Annotated in this window: 20 protein-coding genes; 10 read left to right on the forward strand and 10 right to left on the reverse strand. The window is 63.8% G+C overall.

Features of this window, described 5'->3' with window-relative positions; translation table 11 throughout:
* Positions 1-133: 133 nt before the first annotated feature.
* The 4 genes from HGB41_RS21580 to HGB41_RS21595 form a co-directional block, all read right to left on the reverse strand.
* On the reverse strand, positions 134-718 hold the full coding sequence (locus HGB41_RS21580) for a TerD family protein (protein WP_171088367.1): 585 nt from the start codon (positions 716-718) through the stop codon (positions 134-136).
* A 14-nt stretch (positions 719-732) separates the two neighbouring features.
* Positions 733-1428 (reverse strand): TIGR00266 family protein, encoded by a 696-nt coding sequence (locus tag HGB41_RS21585; RefSeq protein WP_171088368.1) that lies wholly within the window; start codon positions 1426-1428, stop codon positions 733-735.
* Positions 1429-1497: 69 nt separating this feature from the next.
* Complete coding sequence (locus tag HGB41_RS21590; protein WP_171088369.1) at positions 1498-2073, reverse strand: TerD family protein; 576 nt, start codon at positions 2071-2073, stop codon at positions 1498-1500.
* Positions 2074-2316: 243 nt separating this feature from the next.
* Positions 2317-3375: a DUF475 domain-containing protein gene (locus tag HGB41_RS21595; RefSeq protein WP_171088370.1), complete on the reverse strand. Its 1059-nt coding sequence runs from the start codon at positions 3373-3375 to the stop codon at positions 2317-2319.
* 137 nt (positions 3376-3512) lie between these two features.
* Here HGB41_RS21595 and nhaR point away from each other — a divergent pair, with 137 nt between their 5' ends.
* The 4 genes from nhaR (at position 3513) to HGB41_RS21615 (ending at position 8302) form a co-directional block, all read left to right on the forward strand.
* The gene (gene nhaR, locus HGB41_RS21600) at positions 3513-4421 is read left to right on the forward strand and encodes a transcriptional activator NhaR (protein WP_171088371.1); all 909 of its coding nucleotides are present in this window, start codon (positions 3513-3515) and stop codon (positions 4419-4421) included.
* Between the two features lie 50 nt (positions 4422-4471).
* Entirely contained in the window at positions 4472-5812 is a 1341-nt protein-coding gene (locus HGB41_RS21605) for a hemolysin family protein (RefSeq protein WP_171088372.1), read from the forward strand.
* 89 nt (positions 5813-5901) lie between these two features.
* A complete protein-coding gene (locus HGB41_RS21610; RefSeq protein WP_171088373.1) occupies positions 5902-6708 on the forward strand; it encodes an alpha/beta fold hydrolase in 807 nt (268 codons plus the stop codon).
* A 1-nt stretch (position 6709) separates the two neighbouring features.
* A complete protein-coding gene (locus HGB41_RS21615) occupies positions 6710-8302 on the forward strand; it encodes a hybrid sensor histidine kinase/response regulator (RefSeq protein WP_171088374.1) in 1593 nt (530 codons plus the stop codon).
* A 2-nt stretch (positions 8303-8304) separates the two neighbouring features.
* Here the strand turns inward: HGB41_RS21615 and HGB41_RS21620 are convergent, their stop codons facing one another.
* On the reverse strand, positions 8305-9711 hold the full coding sequence (locus tag HGB41_RS21620) for a sigma-54-dependent transcriptional regulator (protein WP_171088375.1): 1407 nt from the start codon (positions 9709-9711) through the stop codon (positions 8305-8307).
* Between the two features lie 3 nt (positions 9712-9714).
* A complete protein-coding gene (locus HGB41_RS21625; RefSeq protein ID WP_171088376.1) occupies positions 9715-11175 on the reverse strand; it encodes an ATP-binding protein in 1461 nt (486 codons plus the stop codon).
* A 360-nt stretch (positions 11176-11535) separates the two neighbouring features.
* Here HGB41_RS21625 and HGB41_RS21630 point away from each other — a divergent pair, with 360 nt between their 5' ends.
* Both HGB41_RS21630 and HGB41_RS21635 read left to right on the forward strand, forming a co-directional pair.
* On the forward strand, positions 11536-12468 hold the full coding sequence (locus tag HGB41_RS21630; RefSeq protein ID WP_229423165.1) for a hypothetical protein: 933 nt from the start codon (positions 11536-11538) through the stop codon (positions 12466-12468).
* Positions 12469-12764: 296 nt separating this feature from the next.
* A complete protein-coding gene (locus HGB41_RS21635) occupies positions 12765-13649 on the forward strand; it encodes an RMD1 family protein (protein WP_171088377.1) in 885 nt (294 codons plus the stop codon).
* A gap of 267 nt (positions 13650-13916) precedes the next feature.
* Here the strand turns inward: HGB41_RS21635 and HGB41_RS21640 are convergent, their stop codons facing one another.
* Together HGB41_RS21640 and HGB41_RS21645 are read right to left on the reverse strand one after the other, a co-directional pair.
* Positions 13917-15131 (reverse strand): YeeE/YedE family protein, encoded by a 1215-nt coding sequence (locus HGB41_RS21640; RefSeq protein WP_171088378.1) that lies wholly within the window; start codon positions 15129-15131, stop codon positions 13917-13919.
* 263 nt (positions 15132-15394) lie between these two features.
* Positions 15395-15766, reverse strand: a complete 372-nt coding sequence (locus HGB41_RS21645) for a translational machinery protein (RefSeq protein ID WP_171088379.1) — start codon at positions 15764-15766, stop codon at positions 15395-15397.
* 435 nt (positions 15767-16201) lie between these two features.
* Between HGB41_RS21645 and HGB41_RS21650 the strand changes: the two genes are divergently transcribed.
* Positions 16202-16624 (forward strand): hypothetical protein, encoded by a 423-nt coding sequence (locus tag HGB41_RS21650; protein WP_171088380.1) that lies wholly within the window; start codon positions 16202-16204, stop codon positions 16622-16624.
* A gap of 16 nt (positions 16625-16640) precedes the next feature.
* Here HGB41_RS21650 and HGB41_RS21655 read toward each other — a convergent pair whose 3' ends face one another.
* A complete protein-coding gene (locus tag HGB41_RS21655; protein WP_171088381.1) occupies positions 16641-17795 on the reverse strand; it encodes a DUF3616 domain-containing protein in 1155 nt (384 codons plus the stop codon).
* Positions 17796-18072: 277 nt separating this feature from the next.
* Between HGB41_RS21655 and ppk1 the strand changes: the two genes are divergently transcribed.
* Positions 18073-20253 carry a polyphosphate kinase 1 gene (gene ppk1, locus HGB41_RS21660; protein ID WP_171088382.1) on the forward strand — a complete coding sequence of 727 codons (2181 nt, stop codon included), beginning with the start codon at positions 18073-18075 and terminating at the stop codon, positions 20251-20253.
* Entirely contained in the window at positions 20204-20665 is a 462-nt protein-coding gene (locus HGB41_RS21665) for a SixA phosphatase family protein (protein ID WP_171088383.1), read from the forward strand. The genes ppk1 and HGB41_RS21665 overlap by 50 nt, the downstream gene beginning before the upstream one ends.
* 279 nt (positions 20666-20944) lie before the next feature.
* On the opposite strand, the gene HGB41_RS21670 is transcribed toward HGB41_RS21665, so the two are convergent.
* Positions 20945-22399 carry a Ppx/GppA phosphatase family protein gene (locus tag HGB41_RS21670; protein WP_171088384.1) on the reverse strand — a complete coding sequence of 485 codons (1455 nt, stop codon included), beginning with the start codon at positions 22397-22399 and terminating at the stop codon, positions 20945-20947.
* A gap of 152 nt (positions 22400-22551) precedes the next feature.
* On the opposite strand from HGB41_RS21670, the gene HGB41_RS21675 reads away from it, so the two are divergent.
* Complete coding sequence (locus HGB41_RS21675) at positions 22552-24060, forward strand: CYTH and CHAD domain-containing protein (RefSeq protein WP_171088385.1); 1509 nt, start codon at positions 22552-22554, stop codon at positions 24058-24060.
* The last annotated feature ends 78 nt before the right edge of the window (positions 24061-24138 follow it).

Consider the following 24138-nt stretch of genomic DNA (forward strand, 5'->3'; position numbering starts at 1 on the left):
CAAACGTGATTTGAACGCGTGGGCAAGGAACTTGCCCACCCTACGATCCAACAATATGCCGATCGAGCGATTCTCTTAGCAACGCACGAAAAAAGAGCCGGGCAAGCCCGGCTCTCTTTACGTCTGCTACAGATTACAGGTGCGGCGTAATCAGCGGCATCAGGTCGTCGAACGTACGGCCCGAGCCGTTTTCGCCGATCGCGTGCATCTTCCACTCGCCGCCATGGCGGTACAGCTTGGCCATGATCTGCGCGGTGTGCGAACCTTGCACCGACAGGTTGAAGCGCGCCACTTCCTGGTTGTTGCCGGCGTTGATCAGGCGGCAGTAGGCGTTTTCGACGGTCGAGAAGTTCTGGCCGGTGAAGCTGTTCACCGTGAAGACCAGCGACTTCACCGTGGCCGGGACGCGCCCCAGGTCGACCGAGATCTGCTCGTCGTCGCCGTCGCCGGCGCCGGTGCGGTTGTCGCCGGTGTGGGTGATGCTGCCGTCCTTGCTTTTCAGCTGGCGGAACCAGACGGTATCCACCGGGCGGTTCGATTCATCGAACATCACGACCGATGCGTCGAGGTCGACCGCGTCGCCCTTGCCGCCGCCGAAGCCGAAGAAGCCCTTCGACTTGGCCACATCCCAGCCCAGGCCCATGGTCACGCGCGACATTGCGCCGCCGGCTTCCTTGTCGAGCGAGATCTTCTGGCCTTTTTGCAGATTAACTGACATATCTATTTTCTCCTTTAGCGCGCAGGCTGCTGCATCCAGGCTTTGAATGCATTGCGGTTGCGCGAACATACGTAGACCTTACCTTTGCCCGAGAAGCGCAATACCATGCCCTCGCCGCTGGTCTGGCTGTTGATCAGGTTACCCAGGAAGCCGCCGCTGGTGCCGGTCGTGATCGAGATCTCGTAGCGCAGTGTGCTGTCCCAGCACACCACGTGGGCGTTATCGATGATCGCGTCCTTGCCCGGCTCGACGTCCAGCACCGACATCGACCCGAAACCCGACACCACCACCTGGCCGCTGCCGCCCGTCTCGGTGACGAAGAAGCCGCCACTTTGCGCGAACAGGGCATTGCCGATGTTCTGGGTGCGCACCTTCAGCTCGACGCCGTTGGTGGCCGCGACGAAGGCGCCGTCGCTGATGATGTAGTTGTTCGGGCCGACGTCGACCACCTGCATCGCGCCCGGCAGGGTCGGCGACAGCAGGCAGTCGCCATCGCCGCGGGTCGCCTCGATGTGCTGCTGGAAGAACGACTCGCCGTTGGCGAAGGTGCGCATCAGCGCGCTGCCGAGGCCACCCTTCATCTTGCCCTTCAGGTCGAGCGTTGATTCCATCATCACCATCGCATCCGACTCGCAATAGATGGTTTCGCCGCGTCGCATCGAGACATGCAGGAAGGGATCGACATCCCCGGTCACGGTAAATACTGGCATTTGGACTCCCTGGTTTTCGAATGCGGCCCGCGCTTCACGCCGGCCGCATACCTGTTTATTTCAACTGGATTAAACGTTCACGCCGTAGTTCTTGGCGAGTGGCCCGAGGCCGCCCGCGAAGCCCTGGCCGATCGCGCGGAACTTCCAGTCGGCGCCGTTGCGATAGATCTCGCCGAAGATCATCGCGGCTTCGGTCGAGCTGTCTTCGGACAGGTCGTAGCGGGCGATCTCGCTGTTGTTGCCGGCATTGACGCAGCGGATGAAGGCCTTGCCGACCATGCCGAAATTCTGGCGGCGGGCTTCGGCGTCGTGGATGGTCACGCCCAGCACGACCTTGTCGACGTCCGCCGGCACCTTGGTCAGGTCGATCGACACGCTTTCGTCGTCGCCTTCGCCCTGGCCGGTGGTGTTGTCGCCCGAGTGGACCACGGAACCGTCGGTCGACTTCAGGTTGTTGTAGAAAATGAAGTCGCTATCCGAACGCACTTTGCCCGACGAATTGAGCAGGAACACCGCGCCGTCGAGGTCGAACGCTGCGCCATCGGTGGCGCGGGTATCCCAACCGAGGCCGACTTTGAGTTGGGTCAGGCCAGGAGCTTCTTTCGACAGGTTGACGTTGCCGCCTTTTTGCAGACTGATTGCCATGATTGTGACTCTCCAAAAATAGTACTACTTGTGAACACCGGGGTAGACGCAGGGCGAGCTGGTGTTCTGCCACTCGCCTTGCGGTTCGCTACATACGCACGCGTCTTGTGTAGGGTGGTCGGCTCGGCCGACCGCGCGTTCAACCGGCGCGTGCGCTACTGCTCATCTGTTACCTTTCACCGCGTGGGCCTTCGTAATTCCGGGCACTGCCCGAAATTACCCCGCCCACCCTACGATGAACCGTTATGCTGCCGCTTTCTCCGAGGCCGAACCGTTCAGCTTCTTGTGCTGCAGCGAGCTCCACAGCGAAGCCGCGATGAAGGCCACACCGATCAGGCCCGTGAACAGCTCAGGCACGTGGTACTTCATACTCACCAGCATGATCACTGCCAGGATACCGATCGCGTAGTGCGCGCCGTGCTCCAGGTAGACGTATTCGTCCAGCGTGCCCTGGCGCACCAGGTAGACCGTCATCGAGCGCACGAACATCGCGCCGATTGCCAGGCCCAGCATGATGATCACGACGTCCTGGGTGATGGCAAACGCGCCGATCACGCCGTCGAAGGAGAACGATGCGTCCAGCACTTCGAGGTACAGGAAGCCGCCGATACCGCCGCGCTTGACCATGTCGCCCACATTGCTGTTCTCATCGGATTCGCTCTTCTCCAGCAGGCTGCTGAGCATATCCACACCGATATACACCACGATGCCCCACAGGCCTGCCATCAGCACGACCATCTTCTGCGCTTCTTCAACCCAGCCCATGGCGAACATCAGCGCGCCCAGGGCCACCAGCACGGCGATCGACGAGACCTTGCCGAGCGAGCTGATCTTGCGCTCGAAGTTGCCGAGCCAGTGGGCTTCTTTTTCATCATCCAGCAGGAAGTTCAGGAAAACCAGCAGCAGGAACATGCCGCCGAAGGCCGCCACTTCCGCATGGTGGTTGGTCAGGTGGATCGAGAAGCCTTTCGGGTCGGTCAGCGCCAGGTTCCACACTTCCGTCATGCCGAGGTCAGCCGCGACTGCGACGATCACCAGCGGGAATACCAGGCGCATGCCGAACACGGCGATGATCATGCCCAGGCCCAGGAACAGCTTGAGCCAGAACTCGTTCCAGCCCTTCAGGACTGACGCGTTGACCACTGCGTTGTCGAAGGACAGCGAGACTTCCATGACCGACAGGATGGCGGTGACGCCGAGTGCGGTCAGCATGCCGGAGATGCCGGCATGGTCGTATCCCCACCAGCCCGCCAGTGCCATACAGACCGCGGTTACGACAAATGACCAGGTAAAGTGTTTCATGCTGGATTTCCCCTTTTGTTAAAGTGATTCATATATCGGTTCCTATTGTTGTTGAATTCGCAGGGCGCAGTGTATGCCCCTGCAGCATATTGAAAAAGCGAAGATAATCGAAGAATTACTTCACAAAAACAGAAGTCATGAATCACAGTCCCCAAAACTTCCGCCATCTTTACTACTTCTGGGTCGTCGCCAAGGAAGGCAGCATCACCCGCGCCGCCGAACGCCTGGGCCTGGCAATCCAGACCGTCAGCACCCAACTATCGCAGCTCGAGCAGGCCATGGGCAAGGCCTTGTTCACCCAGCAGGGCCGGCGCCTGAATCTTACCGAGGCCGGGCGGCTGGCGCTATCCTACGCCGACCAGATCTTCCTGCTCGGCGAACAGATGCAGGAAGCCATGGCCGAATCGGACAGCACCCGCATCCGCCTGACGGTCGGGATTTCCGATTCCCTGCCGAAGCTTACCGCCTATCGCCTGCTGGAGATCGCCACCCAGCTTCCGCGCCCGGTGCGGCTGGTCTGCTACGAAGGCGAATTCGACGAATTGCTTGCCGACCTGGCCCTGCACAAGCTCGACGTGGTGCTGACCGACCGCGCGGTGCGCTCGGGCACTACCCTGCGCGTCTTCAGCCATTTGCTGTCGGACAGCGAGACCATCGTGGTCGGCGCCCCGGCCCTGGCCACGGCCTACGGCGCCGGTTTCCCGCGCTCGCTGAATGGCGCGCCGTTCTTGCTGCCGACACGCAATAATGCCCTGCGCGGCAAGATCGACGAATGGTTCGAGCTGCAGGGCGTGCGTCCGGACGTGGTCGGCGAATTCGAGGACAACGCCCTGCTCACCACTTTCGGGCGGCGCGGCCTGGGCCTGTTCTTCGCCCCGGCCGCCCTGGCCCATGACGTCGAAGAACAGTTCGGTGCGCTGCAACTGGGGCGCGTACCCCAGGTGCGCGAGCACTTTTATGCCGTGTCGAACGAGCGCAAGATCAAGCATCCGGCCATCGAGGCCATCCTCTCGGCGGTGCACCAGGGCGTGCTCGCCACTACATGAGCTGTACAATGGGCCCCTGCTTTGCCTTTCTTTTAACTTAACTCTCTTCAATGGAAAACCTTTTATTCGTCGTTCTCGCCCTGTTCCTGGTGGCGCTGAACGGCTTCTACGTGGCGGCGGAATTCTCCATCGTCACGTTACGCAAGACGCGCGTGCGCGCGATTGCCAAGACCAGCGGCCTGCGCGGACGCATCCTGGGCAAGGTCCACAACCAGCTCGACGCCTACCTCTCCGCCTGCCAGCTCGGCATTACCCTCGCCTCGCTTGGCCTGGGCTGGGTCGGCGAACCGGCCTTCGCCAGCCTGCTCGAACCCCTGTTTGCCATGCTGGGCGTCACCTCGCCCGAGCTGATCCACGGCGTGTCCTTCGTGGTGGCCTTCTCGGTCATCTCCTTCCTGCACATCGTCGTCGGCGAGCTGGCCCCCAAGACGCTCGCGATCCGCCTGCCCGAAGTGGTGGCGCTGTGGACCGCCATCCCGCTGTATGCCTTCTACTGGTCGATGTACCCGGCCATTGCGCTGCTCAATGCCAGCGCCAACCTGGTGCTGCGCATCGCCGGCCTGGCCGGCGCCGGCAGCCACGAGACCCATTACTCCACCGACGAGCTCAAACTGATCCTGCGCACCAGCACGCCGGGCGAGAAATTCACCACCGACGAGCGCAACATCCTGGCGCAGTCGCTCGACTTCAGCCAGCTGGCCGTGTCCGACCTGATGCGCCCGATCAACGAGGTGAGCGCGCTGTACGCCGGCCGCACCCACGAAGAAAACATGGAGACGGTGCGCCGCAACCGCTTCTCGCGTTACCCGTATTTCGACGAGGAAGGCGAGGAAGTGCTGGGCGTGATCCACCTGAAAGACCTGTTCTTCGCCCAGCAGGCCGGGCGCCCGGTGGTGGGCCTGAAGCAGCACCTGCGCCCGGTCGAGACGATCTCGGCGCGCACCCCGGCGCAGGACATTTTCCGGCGCTTCCGCGGCGGCGCGCCGCATTTCGCGCTGATCGGCGAAAAGGGCAAGCGCCCGGTCGGCTTCATCACGCTCGACAACCTGCTGGGTGCGATGGTCGGCGAAATCCGCGACGAATTCCGCATGAACGAGAACGACTGGCTCAAGCAGGCCGACGGCACCTGGATCGGCAAGGCCAGCCTGCCGATCTTCTCGCTCGAACGCCTGCTCGGGATCGACATCGACAATGAAGAGATGGGCCTGGAAGACGTCGAATCGGTCGGCGGCCTGCTGATGGAAAAGCTGGGCGACATCCCGAAACAGGGCCAGCGCATAGAATTCCCGCATTTCGACGTGGTGGTCAAAAAGATGAACGGGCCGCGCATCCTGCTGGTGAAGGTGCTGCCGCGGCGCGACCGCGCCACCGATGATGACGACCATGACTGAACACTTGTTGCGTATACAACATCGACATAGCATAATTGTAAATCTTAAATAGAGCACCGAAACATTTCTCGGTTACATAAGGAGCAAGAATGACGGTGCAGGTCCGAAACAACGTGCGGGTCTCAGGCAATGGCGGCGCCACCATGGTGTTTTCCCACGGCTTTGGATGCGACCAGGCGATGTGGCGCTTCATGGCGCCCGCGTTTGTAGACCGCTTCCGCGTCATTAACTACGACCTGGTGGGAAGCGGGCGCTCGGACCTGTCGGCCTACGACCGCACCCGATACGACACGCTGCACGGCTATGCCGACGACCTGCTGGAAATTCTCGACGAATTTGCGACCGGCCCCGTGATCACGGTAGGCCATTCGGTGAGCAGCATGATCGGGATGCTGGCCACCATCAAAGCGCCGGAACGTTTCTTGGCCCAGGTGATGGTGGCGCCGTCGGCCTGCTATATCAACGATGGCGCCGGCTATGTCGGCGGCTTCGATCGTGCCGACATCGACGAGCTGCTGGAAACCATGGAAGCGAATTTCATCGGCTGGTCGGGCAGCCTGGCGCCCGCGATCATGGGTGCGCCAACCCAGCCCGCACTGCGCGACGAACTTACCGAAAGCTTTTGCCGCAACGATCCCGATATCGCGAAACATTTTGCGCGCGTGACCTTCCTGTCCGACCACCGCGCCGACGTGCCGCAGTCGACCACGCCAACCTTGATCCTGCAATGCAGCGAAGACCTGATCGCGCCCCGCAGCGCGGGCGACTTCCTGCACCGCTCCCTCCCGCGCAGCCGGTTGCACGTTATCGACAACATCGGACACTGCCCGCACCTGAGCGCTCCCACGGCCAGTTCGCGTGCCATGGACGCATTCCTGGCCGAGACGCTGGACTGACATGGCCGGCGCGCTCCCACCCGTCGAGGCACTCTACGAGAATGCCCCGTGTGGCCTGCTGGTGGCCGATCGCGACGGGTTGCTACAACATGTCAACGCCACTGCCAGCGGCTGGCTGGGATATGCGCCGGCTGAACTCGCCGGCAGGCTGCGTATCCAGGACCTCATGACGGTCGGGGCACGGGTATTCCACCATACCCACTGCCAGCCGGTGCTGCAGGTGCGGGGCTCGGTGGCGGAACTGCAGATCGACTTGCGCCACCGCGACGGCACCCGGCTGCCGATGCTGGTCAACATCGTGCGACGCGAGATTGCAGGAGAAGTGCGTGACGAGTGGGCACTGTTGGTGGCCTCGGAGCGCCAGTCCTACGAACGCGAACTGCGCAATGCGCGCAAGGCGGCCGAGGAAGCGCTGGAAGCCCGGCGCGGCGCCGAAGCCCAGCTGCAGGCGATCAATGCGACGCTGTCCGCGGCCGACCGCCGCAAGGACGAATTCCTCGCCACCCTGTCGCACGAACTGCGCAACCCGCTGGCGCCGATGCGCAGCGCGCTCGAAGTACTGAAGCTCAAATTCGCGCGCGAGCCGGAAAGCGACCGCCTGCTGGCCGTGTTCGAGCGCCAGCTGCACCACCTGACCCACCTGGTCGACGACCTGATGGAAGTGTCGCGCATTACCCAGGACAAGATGGAACTGCGGCGCGAGACGGTCGAACTCTCGGCCCTGGCACGCGCCGCCGTGTGCGATACCGCAGGAATGATGGACGGCGCCCGCCACCGGCTCGACCTCGACCTGCCCGCCACGCCGGTCATGGTCGATGCCGACCCGACCCGGATCAACCAGGTGATCGTCAACCTGCTGACCAACGCCGCCAAGTACACCCCGGACGGCGGCGCCATCGCGCTCAGCCTGCACGTTGACGCCGGCGCCGCCGTGCTGGCCGTGCGCGACTCCGGCATCGGCCTGCCGGTGCATGCGCTGGCCACGGTGTTCGACATGTTCTCGCAGCTGGAGCCGGCACTCGAGCGCTCCAAGGGCGGGCTGGGGATCGGCCTGGCGCTGGTGCGCGGCATCGTCGAGCTGCACGGGGGCGAGATCAGCGCCCACAGCGAGGGCGAAGGCCAGGGCAGCTGCTTCACCGTGCGCCTGCCGCTGGTGGCGGGCGCTCCCTGCGAGGCCGCAACGATGGCCGGTGTGGACAGCCCCGCGGCGGTGCCGGCCGCGTCCCGCATCCTGGTGGTGGACGACAATGCCGACGCTGCCGAGATGCTGCTGATGGCGCTCGAACTGTTCGGCTGCGAAGCCCGCGCAGTCCACAGCGCCACTGCGGCACTGGAAATGGCGCGTGAGTTCGCACCCGACATCGCCCTGCTCGACATCGGCCTGCCGGACCTGAACGGCTACGAACTGGCGCGCCGACTGCGCGCGCTGGAAGGCGGCAGCCGCATGACCCTGATCGCCGCCACCGGCTGGGGCCAGGAAAAAGACCGCCAGCGCGCCTTCGATGCCGGTTTCGACCACCACCTCACCAAGCCGATCGATTTCGAGCGCCTGCGCAGCGTGCTCGGGCCGGCTGGCGCCGCAGAGGGCGTGTAGCGCTATTGCACGCTGCTCTTGAGGCTATATTTTTCAATCCGATAACGCAGGGCGTCGCGCGACAAGCCCAGCATTTTTGCCGCCTGCGTCACGTTTCCTTCGGACTTCCCAAGGGCAGCGACCAGGTACTGGCGTTCGATGCCTTGCAGGTTCAAGGCCTGCTCCACGTCCGCTCCAGCCGCGAGGGCGGCAGGCGCGCTACGCTCGTTTCCGGCCGACGCCGGCGGCAGCAGGAGATCTTCCGCGGTAACGGCATCGCGCTGCGCCATCACCGCGATCTGTTCCAGCATATTGCGCAGTTCACGCACGTTCCCCGGCCAGTGCCAGTCGAGCAGGGCCTGCCGGGCGTCGGCGGTGAAAAACAGTTCCCGCTTGCGGTAACGCGCTCCGTGCATTGCCAGGAACGCGTTGGCCAGCAGCAGGATGTCTCCCGTGCGCGCGCGCAAGGGAGGAATGGGGAGGTGCACCATCTTCAGCCGGTAATACAGGTCTGACCGGAACATGCCTTCCGCTACCCGCTGCTGCAAGTCCTGGTTCGTCGCCGTAATCACACGGAAGTTGATACAGTACTCGCGCAGGCCGCCGAGGCGGCGCACTTTCTTCTCTTCCAGTACCTTCAACAACTTGATCTGCACTCCCAGCTCGAGTTCCCCGATTTCATCCAGAAACAGGGTGCCGCCTTCGGCAGCTTCGATCAAGCCATACTTCCTTGCACGCGCATCGGTAAATGCCCCACGTTCATACCCGAACAGCTCGGCTTCGAGCATTTGTGGCGGAATGGATGCGCAATTGAGTTCGATAAAAGGCTGGGCCTTGCGCGCTCCCTCGAAATGCACTGCCCTGGCCACGAGTTCCTTGCCGGTCCCCGTCTCACCGGTAATCAGCACCGTGGGCAGGTCGTTGTCGAGCAAGGAGCACTCGGCCTCTGCCAGGCGCCGGATGTTTTCCTTCAGCGCAAGCATCTGCGGCGATTCGCCCAACAGGTTCCCGAGTTCGCTTTTGCTGGCTTCCCGGGCCTGGATGTAATCCAATGTTTTCTCTACGCGCTCTTGTCCCACGACCCGGTCGAGAAGCAGTTTGAGCTCGCCGAGCACGACCGGCTTGGCCAAGTAGTCGAAGGCGCCCAGTTTCATCGACTGCACGGCAACTTCGACGGTTGCGTGGCCGGTGAGCATGATTACTTTGATCGACGGAATCTTGATGCGAAGTTTCGACAGCACTTCCAGCCCATTCATCTTGGGGAGGTGAAAGTCGAGCAACACCACATCGGGCAGGAAGGTATCGAGCCGCGCGATGCCCGTTTCTCCCGAATCCACCGCCACTGCTTCATAACCGTGTCGCTCCAGGTAGGCCTTGATATTCTTGGCCAGGACCAGTTCGTCTTCAATGATCAGTATGGCGCGCGTCATCGGTCACACCGTCAAGAGATAAAGGGTAATGACGGTGCCCTTGCCCCAGGCACTTTCGATATGCACGCGCCCGCCAAACCGCTTGACAGTGCGCCGGACAAGCGTCAGGCCCACGCCGAGTCCCTTGGTCTTGGTCGTGAAAAACGGCTGGCAGATTCTGCCGAGGTCTTCAGGGGCGATGCCGGAACCGGTGTCCCCGATCTCGATGCCGACTTCCCTGTGTCGTCCATTGCTGTGGGTGGCGATGGCGATGGCCCCGCCTTGCGGAGGCATCGCCTCCAGTGCATTGCAGATCAGGTTGTTCAATACCTGCATGAGCAAGGGGGCATTTCCCCGTATCTCGAGGCACTCATCCGGCAGGGATACATCGATCGTGACCCGCCGGCGCTCGGCTTCCCGTGCGAAGCCGGCGATACATTGCGCGATAAGCGGCTGCAGCTTCACCACTTCGGTCCGGTAGTCAGGCAACTGGGAATAGGTCAGGAGCTCGCGGATCCACTGCTCGATGCGTTGGACTTCCGCGATGATATCGTCGGCGGCCTCGCCGCCAACGGCGCCCGGCGCGTCGTGCCACAACTCGGCGGACGACCTGATCGAGGACAGGGGGTTGCGTATTCCATGGGCCACCGCGGCAGCCATTTCCCCGAGCGCTCCCGTAGTTTCGGATTCGATCAGCTGCTCCTGCTGTGAACGGATCAGCTGGTCGGCGCGCCGGACGATCCAGAACAGGACCAGGTACAGGAAGATGCCGACGCCGGCGGAAATCATCCAGGTCCACACCGTCCCGGCCTCGATTGCCTGCGAAAGCGCGGAGGGAATGCGGTATACCTCGACGACGCCGATCACCGCATTGGTGCCGGCATCGCGCATCGGGATATACATCTCGACGAAGCGCATATGCGATTTCCCGAGATTCAGGTGCTCCGCCTTGGCCGTGGCTTCCACGCCGACTTCGCCGCTTTCGATCTCGAGATGTCCCTTCAGGGCTTCCGCCAGTTCGGGATTGTCGCCATATTTCCTGCCCTGCCCCAGGCCATGCTCGCTGGACCACAGCAGGGTGCTGTCCTTGCCATACACGTTTGCGCGTGCGACGTCGGGCATGGCGGCAACGTGCTTGAGGAATTCGACAAGTGCCTTGCTGGCCCCGGGCTGCTCGAGGGAATAGCCTCTTCCCAATTCGATCTTGACGATGTTCTGGACGAAATCCCTGGTCAGCTCGGCATCGCGCTGCAGCAGCCGATGGGTCAGGAAACGCGACATCAAGGCAGCCGAGACTGCCGAGGCCAGGCAGATCGCAATCAGGCTCAGCAACAAAAAACGACGCATGAGGTCGAACTGGCTGCCGGCCGAGGTGTCAATGCGATTCACGATGACGGCTTTCGCAAGGGTGAAACGGGCCTGATGACTCCGAAGCCGGACAAGGCCCGCATGCGCACAGCGACGTAAATACACGCGTTGACTCATCTTACGCCTGCTGTGGTCGCTATCGCATCCCTCCTCGGAAGTATTCTTCGACTGCGCTACACGACGCCAGCGCGGGGAGCAGCCGGACCAGCCAGCACCGGTCTTGCAAGAGCGCGCCAGGCCTGGTTGGGGGATATGGCCCAATGGGTGGGGGAAATCCCCAGCGCGCGTCCAGCCGAGCCAACGCAACTGTCACAGCAGGCCAGGAATGCCCCTCAGACGCCGTGACCCGGGCGTGGCACGCGACTTGCTCATGTTCCTGCCGTAGCCACTCACCACATCAGGAGACCCCCCATGTACGCCAATCAGCCTGCCGCATGCTCTCATCGTGCTCCGCAAATCCTGCAAGATCGAAGAAAATTGCTCCGCAACTCTATTTTTGCCTTGCTGGCAGTGGCCTTGCTGTCGGGGTTTGCGGGCGAGGCCAGCGCGGCGTCCTCCGACGGCTGCGAAGGCGGCGGATTTACGGTAGCGGGACTGCGGGCCCCACAGGACCGCGACCTCCCCATCGATGCACTCGGCAGTGGCGGTGTCATCACGGTGCGTGGAAAATACGTCGAGTTCGATATCGATAAAGCGAGCTTCGGCATCTTCAACTACACCCTGACCGGTGCGGCGAACCGCCTCGACATCACTGGCGGCAGGCGTACGCCGGTCTTCGACAGCAAGCTTCCGGACCACCGCGGCCTGGTGCTGACGGGTGCCGTTGAACTGGAACTGAAAGAAGAATCGCTGCAAATCCTGCGCGAGGGGCCGGGACTTACCATGAAAGTCCAGGCCAAGGATTGCGCCCAGGGAGGCGTGTTCCAGATGGAGCCGGAGCGTGCCGACCAGACGGCAACCATGTTCACCCATGTGCTGGCCGCGGAAGCGTTCTATTTCGATAACGGCAATTTCAGGCAACGCGAGGGCGACCGTGTCCCTTACAAGGAAACCTTCATTACTGTTCCGTCGCGTATCAATTTCGGGAACGATTTTTCGCGCAAGTTCGTAGGGCGCGACAGCGCCCAGGTGGCGGAGCGCATCGATGAATCGAGTTGCGTCAACCAGATACGCACGCGCACCGGCACCTTCGAAGAAGTCCGTCACTGCGGCCGCCTGTCGCGCTGGATGGTCGCCAGCGGCGGGCGCATGGGCCAGGTCATGGGCGAAGATGCCGTCGAGGTTGCACCACCGGCGACGACATGCATCAAGAAATGCCAGGCGCGGAACCGCGTTCGTGGGCAAGCCGTGGTATTGGGCTTCCCGTTCCCGGTTCCGTTCGAGCAGCGCCTGAAGCCACCTCTTCCCTGAACTGCGGACCAGCGCTGCCAGCGGACTGCCCGGTGCGCCGGGCAATGGACCGCCCTGACTGGCGTGGCATGAAAACCAGCACCAGTTAAGCGTGCCGCTAATCCCCTGGCGTGCACTTAAATCCGGCCCCGCGCCGGATTTTTTTTGGCATGCGTTTTTTCCATGAGAACACAGTGCGCCTGCGGCTTCGGATATCATGATGCATCTGACAACACCGGCTCGACAGCGCAGTTGAAGACTTCTGCATCGGAAGTCCCTACCTTGTTCGACGTCGACATTCAAGCAAGCAAAATAGTATGGATAGCCACCCAAGCAAAAAGCAGATTCACTGGAACCCGCGTCCACGCACGCGCCCCGGCCTGCACCTGAACACGGAAAAGCTGCCCCACCACCGGCCGGCGATCGCCCAGCTCCAGTTCACGGCGCACGCCATCATGGCAGCGGAGCGGATCGACGTCAGGGCCATTTCGGGTTTCGAGATCATCGGCAAATCGCCTTTCACGATCCGGCTTGCCGAAGGCGGTATCGCGGCGATCTTCCGCTATGGCGCCATCGTCTTCTTCAACGCCACCGAGGACGAGAAGGCACACCTGCTGCAAACCGTCTCGCCGCATGCGTCGGGCGCTGCCGACCTGAAGGTGGAGGAAACCGCCAGGGTCTGCGTGAGCCCGGACGAAGAAGAAGGCCCGTCGGGCCAGGACATCAAGATCAAGAACGCCGACCGCCTGCGGCTGCAGCTGATCGCCGAGGTCATGGCCAAGGCGACCATGCTGTCCTTCCAGGAACGCCGGGCCGCGCGCGACTTCGACCTGAGCGAGCCTCTGGCGCGCGACCTGGCGGAGGACGGACGCTTTTCCGCGAAACCGTCCGAGCTGCTCAAGACGGTCGGGAACATGCTGCTGGCCGAGAACCGCCTGAACGGCCGCGCCGGAGTGCTCGACCGGCCCGACCTGCTGTGGGACAACCCAGGGCTGTCGGGCCTGTACGCGCGGCTCGAGGGCGACTACGAGCTGCACGACCGCGCCGCGGCGCTGGACCGCAAGCTCACCACGCTGTCCCACACTTCCGAGACGCTGGTGGAAACCATGCGCTACCACAGCTCGCACCGGCTCGAGCAGGCAATCCTGCTGCTCATCTTTGTCGAGCTGTGCCTGGGGCTGTACGGGCATTTCGGGCGCTAGGCGCAATGCCGGTCACTTAAGAATCGCCGGTAAATCGTAGGTGGGCAATTTGTACTCAGGCCATTGGCCTGAGTTACCTTGCCCACGCGTTCAACCAGCGGTAGCACGGATGCGGCGCGGTTCTCCTGCGCTAACTATCACCGCGTTGGCGTTCGTCATTCCGGGCATTGCCCGAAATTACCCCGCCCACGCTACGAGTCAGCTGCGGCTCTCACGTGACCAGCATCGGCCACCAGGCCACATGCACTCCCCGACGCCCCGCCTTGTTCAGCACGCGGTCGGCTTCAGGCGCTCGACTTCCAGCCCGAACAGGGGACGCAGGCGGGTACCGGCGACGTTGCCGAAGAAGGCCGCCACCAGCCACAGCCAGCCATGCAGGCTGCCCGAGACGATGCCGCTGAAATAGGCGCCGATATTGCAGCCATACGCCAGGCGCGCACCGAAACCCAGCAGCAGGCCACCGGCCACCGCTGCAAGCAGCGAGCGCAGCGGCAGGCGCCACACCGGTGCATAGCGGCCCGCGAGCGCCGCCGCCGCCATCGCGCCGAGCACGATGCCGATGTCCATCACCGAAGTCCGGTCCTGCGAGATGGGCGCCGCCAGCGCGGCGGCATTCGCCTTGGTCGACCAGTAGGCCCAGCTCGCGGTGTCGATGCCGATGCTCGATGCCGCCTTGGCGCCCCACAGCGCGAAGGCCGAGGTCACGCCCCATGGCTTGCCCGACAGGGCCAGCGTGGCGAAGTTGAGCACCACCAGTGCAAGCGCGCCGGCCACCAGCGGCCACGGACCGTGCAGCCATGGCGAGGAATGCGCCGGCTGCAGGTGCGAGGCGACCAGCTGGCCATGGCGGCGCTTCTCGACCACGATCGTGATGATGGCGATCAGCGCGAACACGGCCCAGTTCAGCGCCAGCGCCGGCGCCACGCCCAGCGACTTGACCATCGAAATTGGCTCCAGTTGCGGCAGCGAAGACCAGAACGGCATGTAGGCGGTGGCGATCACCGAGCCGATGATGAAGAAGAGCAGCGTCACGATCATGCGCGTGCTGCCGCCACCCACCGTGTACAGCGTGCCCGAAGCACAACCGCCGCCCAGCTGCATGCCGATGCCGAAGATGAAGGCGCCCACGATCACCGAGGTGCCCGCCGGCGAGACCAGCCCGCTGACCGGTGTGCCGAACAGCGTGCCTGCCGACAGGGCCGGGAAGAACAGCGCCACGCCGACAGCGAGCATCAGCATCTGCGCGCGCAGGCCGGCGCCGCGGCCGTCGGCAATGAAGACCCGCCAGGCGGAAGTGAAGCCGAAGGCCGCATGGTAGAGCGCGAGGCCGAGCAGTGCGCCGACCACGAACAGCGCGGACTGGCGCCAGCCGACGCTATTGGCCAGGTACCACGCGCCCAGAACGATCATGACCAAGGCCACGCCGAGCGGCGCCGGGTTGATGGCGTGACGGGGAAGGACCGGGGAAGCTGGATGGATCATGCTGGTAGCGCCTGCTGGAGAGAGGCCGTCATTCTCGCGCGTTTCCCGGTTTCCTGCAGGGGCTGGCGTGGATGTCCCATGAAAAACGGCCCTCTCGGGGTAATGCTGTTCAGCTAGCATGAAAATGTAGGGTGGCCGGCTTCGCCGGCCGCGCGTTCAAATCGCCGATGCTCTGTGGCAGATCACATCGAAGCTGGACTGGCGTGGATGTCCCATGAAAAACGGCCCTCTCGGGGCCGTTTTTTTGTCGCACAAGGCGGCAATCAGTTGCTCAGGTCTTCTTTGGCAAAATACTTGCGCGCGTATTCCAGCAGTTCGCCATCGCTTGGGTGGTCCACCGTCTCGACGCTGACGACCTTGTCGGCGATCCCGGCATGGCTCTTGTTGAGATGCTTGATGAAGTGGAGCTTTTCCTGGCCTGGACCGACGATCAGGATCTCCTTCGACGGCATCAGCGCTGCGGCCACGTCGTCCATGTAGCCGGTGCTCTCGACGGCGCGGTTGTTGCCTGGGACGCCATCCTTCTTGTGTTGCGAGGTCGTCTTGATGACTTCGGACTCGGCCGCATTGCGGCTGAAATGGATGACATGGGCCTCGGTCTGGTCGAGCCAGACGATTGCGTGGTTTAACGACATAATGATTTCCTGACGTGGGGGGCTTGCGCAGACCGTGGAACCGGCCCGGCAATGAGGGAGGGAGCAGCAATGCGCTTTTGCTTTGAAAGCAAGTAGCCGGAGTGTGCGCTGTACTGCATGATCGATCTGTACGGAAGCGAACAGAGGCGATCGACGCCAGCGCCTGCGCGGGCTCGGTGAGATTTCGAGGAATTTGAAGTGGCCGCGGTCTGTATCCAGGGCCTTGTTCAATCACCCCTGGAATCGTGCACCATGACCTACCGTGAAGTGGAAGCGACCAGATTAAGCTCGATGGGATGACGAGGTAGCGCAATCCTGTACTCCAGGATGCGATTATCGAGCCATTGCCGGTCGTCGTTGCGGCAGCACAGCGGGAATGAGAGCATCCGGCAATCGCGAACACCGATTGCCCGACTCACCCTCCTCGCCCAGCTGATGATGAACATCCAGACCTTGCATATCGCCCTGGCATTCCTTGCCGCCCTGCCGGCGCTGGGAGGAGAGACGCCGCTGTTTCGCATGACCTCCCATGCGGGAGCACCTGCCGGCTGGAACCAGCCCGCCATGGTTTTCCAAGAGACCGAACGGCGCGACACATCGTCGACGGTCGAAGCGGTGCAGGTCTCGGGAAGTGCGGCCGCAAAATCGATGTTCCTGCTGCGCGGGAGCTGCGCCCTCATGAAGGAACGGAACAAGCAGGGATTCGTCATCGTGCCGCTGTCCAGGCAACCCGTTCGTTTCGCCGTCCAATTCGTATCCGACGAGAAGGCCGGTGGCGCGCTTGACCGAGCGATAGCCGAAGGCGCCGTGACCTCGGCAGCCCGATGCGAACTGGTCGAGTCGATGCTGGCGCGCTAGCCGCGCGCTGCGCGCTTCACTTGCCCTTGCTGCGCGGCCTGCCGCGCGGCGGCAAGGCAAAGACATCGGCCACCAGGGTGCTCTCGCCGATTTGCCGGCTCGGCGATGCCGCATCGTGCACCACCAGCAGCGCTTCCGTGCTGCCGCCGTCGCAGCTGAACAAGGCCATGCCTTCCGGATGATCGACGCCCTGGCCGAAAGGCAGGTCCAGCACCCGCTCCAGTGCGTCGGCCGGCACCACGCATTCGCTGGCGGGGGCCGCGCCGCCGCGCCAGCACAGCACCGACACCGGCCCGTCCAGGTCCATGGTCGGCCCGGCCAGCACCAGCAGGTCCTTGCCGCGGATGCACATGTCGCGGATGCCGAGTCCCTTCAGGTCGAGGAAATGCTTGCGGTACAGCTTTCCCTCGTCATCGACCGGCGCCAGGCGCAGCCAGCCTTCTTCTGCGTCGTCCACCAGCGCCACTTCGATGATCACCGCCCATCCGCGCAGCACCGGGCCGCGCAGGCCCAGCAGCAGGTGCTTGCCGGCGATGGCGAGTCCCTCGATGTCGAAGCCGTTGTCCTTGCCGGGAATGGCGAGGAAGGGGCCGAGGTGCTCGTCGTCCTTCAGCAGCGCGGTCAGCTCGTTGCCGTGGGCGTCGCAGCGCAGCATCGCCGCAGAGCGGCGCTTGTCCTTGTGGGTGCTGGCGCGCGCCAGCGAGGGTGCGCCGTCTTCCTCGACGACCGGGATGCGTCCCAGCAGGTAGCGGTTGCCGTCGGTGCTGACCGAGGCCAGGCGCTTGTGGGCCTTCTTCACCCCGTCGCCCTCCTTCGGCTGCTTGCGGCGCAGGCTGTGCGAGCCGGTCACCCACAGGTATTTGCCGTCGCTGGCCAGGCCCTCGATATCGGCCTCGTTGATGTCGTCCGGCGTCTCGCCATGCGGCGGCATCGGCAGGGCAAAATAATCGTGCAGTGCATATTGCCGGTGGCCCTGGGTAAAGCTGCTGCGGCCGGAGCTGTCCTCCTCGCACAGGCTCAAGCGTTCGATGCTGATGGATTCGTCGTTGGCGACCCAGAGCGTCTGCCCCATGCGCAGCACGACCGACAGGCCGTCGCGCAATTCCTTGCCGGGACAGAGGTCATCGCGTTCGGGGTGGAATTCGAGCAGGACGATGTTCGAGGGATGCATGGGCTTCCTTTTATCGGCGCTTAACGGCAGGGAGTTCGAATGGGGAACGATACCACGCCGTGCCCGGAATGCCCGCCACCGATGGGCTGACGCCGGCCGGCGTGCGGCAGGCTCCCCGGGAGCGTCGCACACGGATGGCAGCCCTGCTGGACAGCTTGCGCTATGCTGTACCACAAGGGATCATTCGGGTATCGAAACGACGGGGCCGGGCACGATGTAACGAGCCTGTCATATTTGGCAACGACACTGGCATTCTCATATGAATTCGCGGCGCAAAATGGACAAGAAAGTGAAAGACGAAGAATCGGAAGCCACGCCGCTGATCGATCGCGGCGCCCAGTTCCTGAACCGTGAACTTTCCCTCCTTGAATTCAACCGCCGCGTGCTGGCCCAGGCCGAGGACGAGCGGGTGCCGCTGCTGGAACGGCTGCGCTTCCTGTGCATCGTCAGCAGCAATCTGGACGAGTTCTTCGAAGTCCGGGTTGCCAGCCTGCTGGCCCAGCATGCGATCGAACGCGGCCTGGAACGGATGCCCGAACCCCTGGCCGCCACCCTACTGCGCGCCAGCGAGGAATGCCGCCGCCTGATCGCCCGCCAGTATGGCCTGCTGAACAGCGAGATCCTGCCGCGCCTGTCGGAAAACGGTATCCACATGCTGCGCCGGAGCGACCGCAATCCGGCCCAGAAGGCCTGGGTGAAGCAGTATTTCGACAAGGAAGTCAGGCCGCTGCTCACGCCCGTCGGCCTCGATCCGGCCCACCCCTTCCCGCGCGTGATCAACAAGAGCCTGAACTTCATCGTCGAGCTGTCGGGCAAGGATGCGTTCGGGCGCGGCACTGCGATCGCCATCATGAAGGTGCCGCGGGTGCTGCCGCGCGTGATTCGCCTGCCGGACGAATTGTCGGACCAGAAAGGCGCCTCCTATTGCCTGCTGTCCTCGGTGATCCAGGCCCACTTGCCCGAGCTGTTTACCGGACGCGAAGTGGTCGCCTCGTCGCAGTTCCGGGTCACGCGCAACAGCGATTTGTGGGTGGACGAAGAAGAAGTCAAGAACCTGCGCCAGGCGCTGCAAAGCGAACTGCACAGCCGCCAGTACGGCTTTGCCGTGCGGCTCGAGGTCGGCCTCGACTGCCCGGCCCACTTGTCCGGCTTCCTCAGCCAGCAGTTCGGCATCGACGACAGCCGCGTGTTCGCGGTAGACGGCCCGGTCAACATGGGCCGGCTGCTCGAAATCGTCAATACCAGTTCCCAGCCCGAACTCAAGTTCGCACCCTACGCGCCCGGCTTCCCCGCCAAGCTCAACCCGAACGATATCTTCGGCACCCTGGCCCGCCAGGACGTGCTGCTGCACCATCCGTTCCAGTCGTTCCAGCCGGTGCTCGATTTCATCCACGCCGCCTCGAGCGACCCCAATGTGGTGGCGATCAAGCAGACCATCTACCGGGCGGGCATGAATTCCGAGCTGGTGGAAGCCCTGATCAGCGCCGCCCAGCGCGGTAAGGAAGTCACGGTCATCGTCGAACTGATGGCGCGCTTCGACGAAGAGGCGAACATCAACTGGGCCGAGAAGCTCGAAGCGGCCGGCGCCCAGGTCGTCTACGGCGTGGTCGGCCTCAAGACCCATGCGAAAATGGCCCTGGTGCTGCGGCGCGAGGCGAGCGGCCTGCGCCGCTACGCCCACCTGGGCACCGGCAACTACAACCCGGCCACGGCGCGCCATTATTCCGACATCGGCCTGCTGACCTCCGACGCCTCGCTGACGGCCGACGTCAACGAAGTCTTCATCCACCTGACCAGCATGACCAAGCCCAAGCAGCTCAGCTGCATGTGGCTGGCGCCGTTCTCGCTGCAAAAGGAACTGGTGCGCGCCATCCTGCAGGAAGGGGCGATCGCGCGCGAGGGCAAGCCGGGCCGCATCATCGCCAAGATGAATTCGCTGACCGACGAAACCGTGATCCGCGCGCTGTACGATGCCTCCTGCGACGGCGTGAAGATCGACCTCATCGTGCGCGGGGCCTGCTCGCTACGCCCGGGCGTGCCGGGCCTGTCGGCCAACATCAAGGTGCGCTCGATCGTCGGGCGCTTCCTGGAGCACACGCGGATTTTCTATTTCCGCAACAACCTCAAGCACGACATCTACCTCAGCAGCGCCGACTGGATGAACCGCAACCTGCTGCGCCGGATCGAAATCACTTTCCCGGTCAGCTCCCCCGCGCTGAAGAAGCGCCTGCTGCGCGAAGGCCTGCAGCCCTACCTGAACGACAACGTCAGCGCCTGGGAACTGGACAGCAACGGCCAATACCGGCGCCGCAAGCCGCGCTCCGGGCAAAAGCCCTATGAAGCACAGAAGGCGCTGATGGAGATGCTCGGCGCAAGCGCCAGCGAAGACCCCCAAAAGGAGAACGAACATGGACCTGATCCTGTGGCGCCACGCCGAAGCCGAAGCCGGGGAGCCTGACGCCAAGCGGGCGCTGACCTCGAAGGGCAGCCGCCACGCGGCGCGGGTGGGGGCCTGGCTGGCGCAGCAATTGCCGGAGCAATGCCGCGTGCTGGTGAGTCCGGCCAAGCGCTGCCTGCAGACCGCGGACGGGCTCGGGCGCCGCTACACGGTCCACGAAGCGCTGGACACGGACTCCACGCCCGAACGCATGCTGGAAACCTGCGGCTGGCCGGACCACCGTTTCCCTGCCCTGCTGATCGGCCACCAGCCGCAGCTGGGCGAACTGGCGGCCCTGATCCTGGCGGGCACCAAGCAACCGTGGAAGATCCGCAAGGCCAGCGTGCTGTGGATCAAGGGCTCGGACGCGGAGGACAATTTGCCCTTCATCCGGCTGGCGGTGGGTCCGGAGCTGATCGGCAAGCTGCGCTGAGGGGCAGGCTTCGCTGCAACCCAAGGCTGTTTAATTAGTGAAAAATCCGTTACGTGGCCAATGCCGGTCGATGAGTGAGGACCGTAGGGTGGGCGGGGTAATTCTGGCCAATGGCCGGAATTACGAACGCCCACGCGGTGATAGTTGCAATATGAGCCGGCGCACGGGCTGCAGCACTGTAGTTTGAACGCGTGGGCAAGGTAAATCAGGGCAATGCCCTGATTTACGAATAGCCCACCCTACGAATAACCGGCGGCTCTTGGCTGATCGGCATTCAGCTCACGCTTCCCTGAACTGGAACACCAGGCCAGCCTCTTCCCACGCCTCAGTTTCGCGGTCCAGCCAGTAGCGCATGGTCGGGTGGACCCGCAGCCAGTCCGGCGCCAGCTCGACGTCGATCCGGTTTTTCATGCGCAGCCTGAAGCCACCGAGTTCATCGTCGACGCGGGCGTGCATGCAGGCCACCGCCAGCCGCAGCGCCAGCACCATGCGCACCAGGGCCGGCTCGGACAAGGCCTCGCGGATTTTGCGCAGGTTACCTTTCTGGCCCAGCACGAGCGTGGCCATCAGGCGTTGCTCGCGGGTGGTGAACCCCGGCAGGTCGACGTGCTCGACGAGGTAGGCGCCGTGTTTGTGCGCCCCCGAGTGCGATACCGCCAGGCCGATTTCATGCAGCATGCAGGCCCAGCCCAGGTAGTGCAGGCAACTCTCATCGCTGGCGCCCAACTGGCCATACAGGTGCAGGGCGATGCTTGCGGTGCGCCGCGCGCGCGAGGCGTCGACGCCGAAGCGCTCCATGCAGGCTACGATCGCCAGGTCGCGCCGGTCGTGCTGCTGGGCGCGCATTTCCAGGTCCGACAAGGCGCCAAGGCGTAGCCCGGCGTTGACGGTGCCAACCCGTTCGATACCGAACTCCTGCATGGCCCCGAGCAGGATACTGACTCCTCCCAGCACCGCCACCACCCGATCGCGCTTCAAGCCCGGCAGCTCGACCCGGTCGACCTCGCCGAACCCAACCAGGGCATCGCGCAGCGCACCCACGCCGGCCAGCGACATCGTGCCGTCGCCGAGCCCATTGCGTGCGATGGCGTCGGCCATGGCGCGCATCGTGCCCGACGACCCGTAGACGGCACTCCAGCCCTGCGCAAGGTAGGCCGGTGCGATATCTTCGAACATCGCGCGCGCCATCATGGTGGCGGCGTCGAACCTGGCGGCGTCGATGCACCCGTCCGGGAAGAAATTCGATGCCTGCGGCTGGGTGCCGATGCTGAAGGACTCGACCAGCACGATTTCGTCGCCGGTGCCGGCAATGACCTCGGTCGAGCCGCCGCCGATATCGATGACCAGCCGCTGTTCATTGGGGTCGGCCAGCGCCCGCGCCGCGCCCATGTAGACCAGCCTGCCCTCTTCTTCGCCGGAAATGACTTCGATCGGATAGCCGATCGCCTTGGCCGCGAGCGGCAGCACCGCGGGCGCATTGCGCGCCACGCGCAGGGTATTGGTGGCTACCACGCGCACACTGTCGAGCCGGTATTGGCCCAGGATGTCGGCAAATCCGGCCAGGCTGCGCAGCGCTGCTTCGATCGCCTCGGCGGTCAGGTTGTTGCTGGCGTCGAGGCCGGCGGCCAGACGCACCGGATCGCGCGCGCTGCGCACGATGCGCATCTCGCCATCGATTGGCTCGCCGATGTGCAGGCGAAAACTGTTCGACCCGAGGTCGACTGCTGCAAACATATGGGTTGCTTTCAAAAGGTTGACAGGCAGAGTGTACAGCCGCCGGCGCGACGCCGGATACACGGATGGGGTAGGATGAAACAGCATGACTACTCCGACTCCACGTGAACGCACTGACCGCGCTCATGCATAAATACTGCGAAAGGACCGATATGGAAACCGAACTGAAGTTACAAGTTCCGCCCGCCCAGCTCGACCAGATACGCCAGCACCCGATGCTGGCCGCACAAGCCTTTGACGGCGCACACGAACACCAACTGGTCGACACCTATTACGACACCGCCGGGCACGACCTGTGGAAGCGGGGCCTGACGCTGCGCGTGCGCGAATCCGCCGGCGCCTGGATCCAGACCGTCAAGACCGCGGCCGCCACCTCGCCCGGCTTGCACGAAAGGGGCGAATGGGAATGCGCGCTGCCCAATGCTACGCCACAACCGGCCCTCCTGGCGCGCCAGATCAAACCAGCGGCGCTGTCCACGCTGCTGTCCCGTGTCGAGGCCGGGCAACTGGAGCCGATCTTCCGCAATGTCACCCGCCGTACCAGCTGGCTCCTGAAGTGGCCCGATGGCGACGAAGTGGAATGCGTGCTCGACTCCGGGCGGATCGAATCGGGCGGCAACCATGCCGAGATCGCTGAACTCGAGCTGGAAATCAAGCACGGCTCGTCGACCCACCTGTTCGAACTGGCGTTGGCGCTGCATGCCGACATTCCCTTGCGCATGTCGAACGACAGCAAGGCGGCGCGCGGCTTTGCCATGCTGAGCGAAGTAGCGGCGCACTCGGTGAAGGCGCAGCCGGTCAAGCTCGGACGCCATGCCACCCTCGAGGATACCTTCCAGCAGATCGGCCTGAACTGCCTGCGCCAGATGGAGGCGAATGTGCCGGGCGTGCTGCAGAAAGATGTCGAAAGCCTGCACCAGATGCGCGTCGGCTTGCGGCGCCTGCGGGCCCTAATCGACATGTTCGAGGAACTGGCCCCGGCGCCCGCCCAGATTGCCGAAGGACTCGACTGGCTGGCCGAAGCGCTGGGCGCCACGCGCGACTGGGACGTGCTGGCCGACTCGACGCTGGCGCGGATTCACGGCATCGATCCCGGCGCCCTGCGCCTGGCAGCGCGCGCCAGGGCCGACAAGCTGCACCAGGCAATGCTGCAGACCCTGCATTCAGCCCGTTTCACAGAGGTTTTGCTGAGCGTGAACGGCTGGCTGCACGGGCGGCAGTGGCGTGACGAAACAACATTGCCAGCGAAGTCGCCGCTGGCCAATCCTGCGGCCAAGGCCTGCCTTCCCCTGCTGCGCAAAGCCGAAAAGCGCCTGAGCCGCCGTATAGCCGGCTTCGACGGCGAGGAGCCGCACCAGCGCCACCGGATCCGCATCGCCGCCAAGAAGGCCCGGTACGGCGCGGAATTCTTCCGCGACCTGCTGCCTGCCAAGGAGGTCAAGCGCTATGTGGCGCGGCTGTCCGAGCTGCAGGATCACCTGGGCCTGCTGAACGATTTCGCCGTGGCCGGCCAACTGCTGCCGGAACTTCAAAAAGGCAATGGAGAACTGGGACGCCAGGCGGCCTATGCACGCGGCTACCTGGTCGCGGCATCCGAGGCCGACAGCAGCGAGCTGGCTGCTTCGCTGAAGGCGGTGGCCAAGCTGCGCCTGCCGCGTTAATGTGCAAGCTTGGCCGCTTCGGGATGCCGGTCGGCTAAAACGAAGTTGTAGGGTGGGCGGGGTGATTTCGGGCAATGC

Source organism: Telluria aromaticivorans, assembly GCF_013003915.1.
GTDB classification, from domain to species: Bacteria; Pseudomonadota; Gammaproteobacteria; order Burkholderiales; family Burkholderiaceae_D; genus Telluria; species Telluria aromaticivorans.

Coding starts and splice junctions, on each gene's coding strand:
- HGB41_RS21580 (WP_171088367.1), bottom strand. CDS start 718: ATGTCAGTTAATCTGCAAAAAGGCCAGAAGATCTCGCTCGACAAGGAA.
- HGB41_RS21585 (WP_171088368.1), bottom strand. CDS start 1,428: ATGCCAGTATTTACCGTGACCGGGGATGTCGATCCCTTCCTGCATGTC.
- HGB41_RS21590 (WP_171088369.1), bottom strand. CDS start 2,073: ATGGCAATCAGTCTGCAAAAAGGCGGCAACGTCAACCTGTCGAAAGAA.
- HGB41_RS21595 (WP_171088370.1), bottom strand. CDS start 3,375: ATGAAACACTTTACCTGGTCATTTGTCGTAACCGCGGTCTGTATGGCA.
- nhaR (WP_171088371.1), top strand. CDS start 3,513: ATGAATCACAGTCCCCAAAACTTCCGCCATCTTTACTACTTCTGGGTC.
- HGB41_RS21605 (WP_171088372.1), top strand. CDS start 4,472: ATGGAAAACCTTTTATTCGTCGTTCTCGCCCTGTTCCTGGTGGCGCTG.
- HGB41_RS21610 (WP_171088373.1), top strand. CDS start 5,902: ATGACGGTGCAGGTCCGAAACAACGTGCGGGTCTCAGGCAATGGCGGC.
- HGB41_RS21615 (WP_171088374.1), top strand. CDS start 6,710: ATGGCCGGCGCGCTCCCACCCGTCGAGGCACTCTACGAGAATGCCCCG.
- HGB41_RS21620 (WP_171088375.1), bottom strand. CDS start 9,711: ATGACGCGCGCCATACTGATCATTGAAGACGAACTGGTCCTGGCCAAG.
- HGB41_RS21625 (WP_171088376.1), bottom strand. CDS start 11,175: ATGAGTCAACGCGTGTATTTACGTCGCTGTGCGCATGCGGGCCTTGTC.
- HGB41_RS21635 (WP_171088377.1), top strand. CDS start 12,765: ATGGATAGCCACCCAAGCAAAAAGCAGATTCACTGGAACCCGCGTCCA.
- HGB41_RS21640 (WP_171088378.1), bottom strand. CDS start 15,131: ATGATCCATCCAGCTTCCCCGGTCCTTCCCCGTCACGCCATCAACCCG.
- HGB41_RS21645 (WP_171088379.1), bottom strand. CDS start 15,766: ATGTCGTTAAACCACGCAATCGTCTGGCTCGACCAGACCGAGGCCCAT.
- HGB41_RS21650 (WP_171088380.1), top strand. CDS start 16,202: ATGATGAACATCCAGACCTTGCATATCGCCCTGGCATTCCTTGCCGCC.
- HGB41_RS21655 (WP_171088381.1), bottom strand. CDS start 17,795: ATGCATCCCTCGAACATCGTCCTGCTCGAATTCCACCCCGAACGCGAT.
- ppk1 (WP_171088382.1), top strand. CDS start 18,073: ATGGACAAGAAAGTGAAAGACGAAGAATCGGAAGCCACGCCGCTGATC.
- HGB41_RS21665 (WP_171088383.1), top strand. CDS start 20,204: ATGGACCTGATCCTGTGGCGCCACGCCGAAGCCGAAGCCGGGGAGCCT.
- HGB41_RS21670 (WP_171088384.1), bottom strand. CDS start 22,399: ATGTTTGCAGCAGTCGACCTCGGGTCGAACAGTTTTCGCCTGCACATC.
- HGB41_RS21675 (WP_171088385.1), top strand. CDS start 22,552: ATGGAAACCGAACTGAAGTTACAAGTTCCGCCCGCCCAGCTCGACCAG.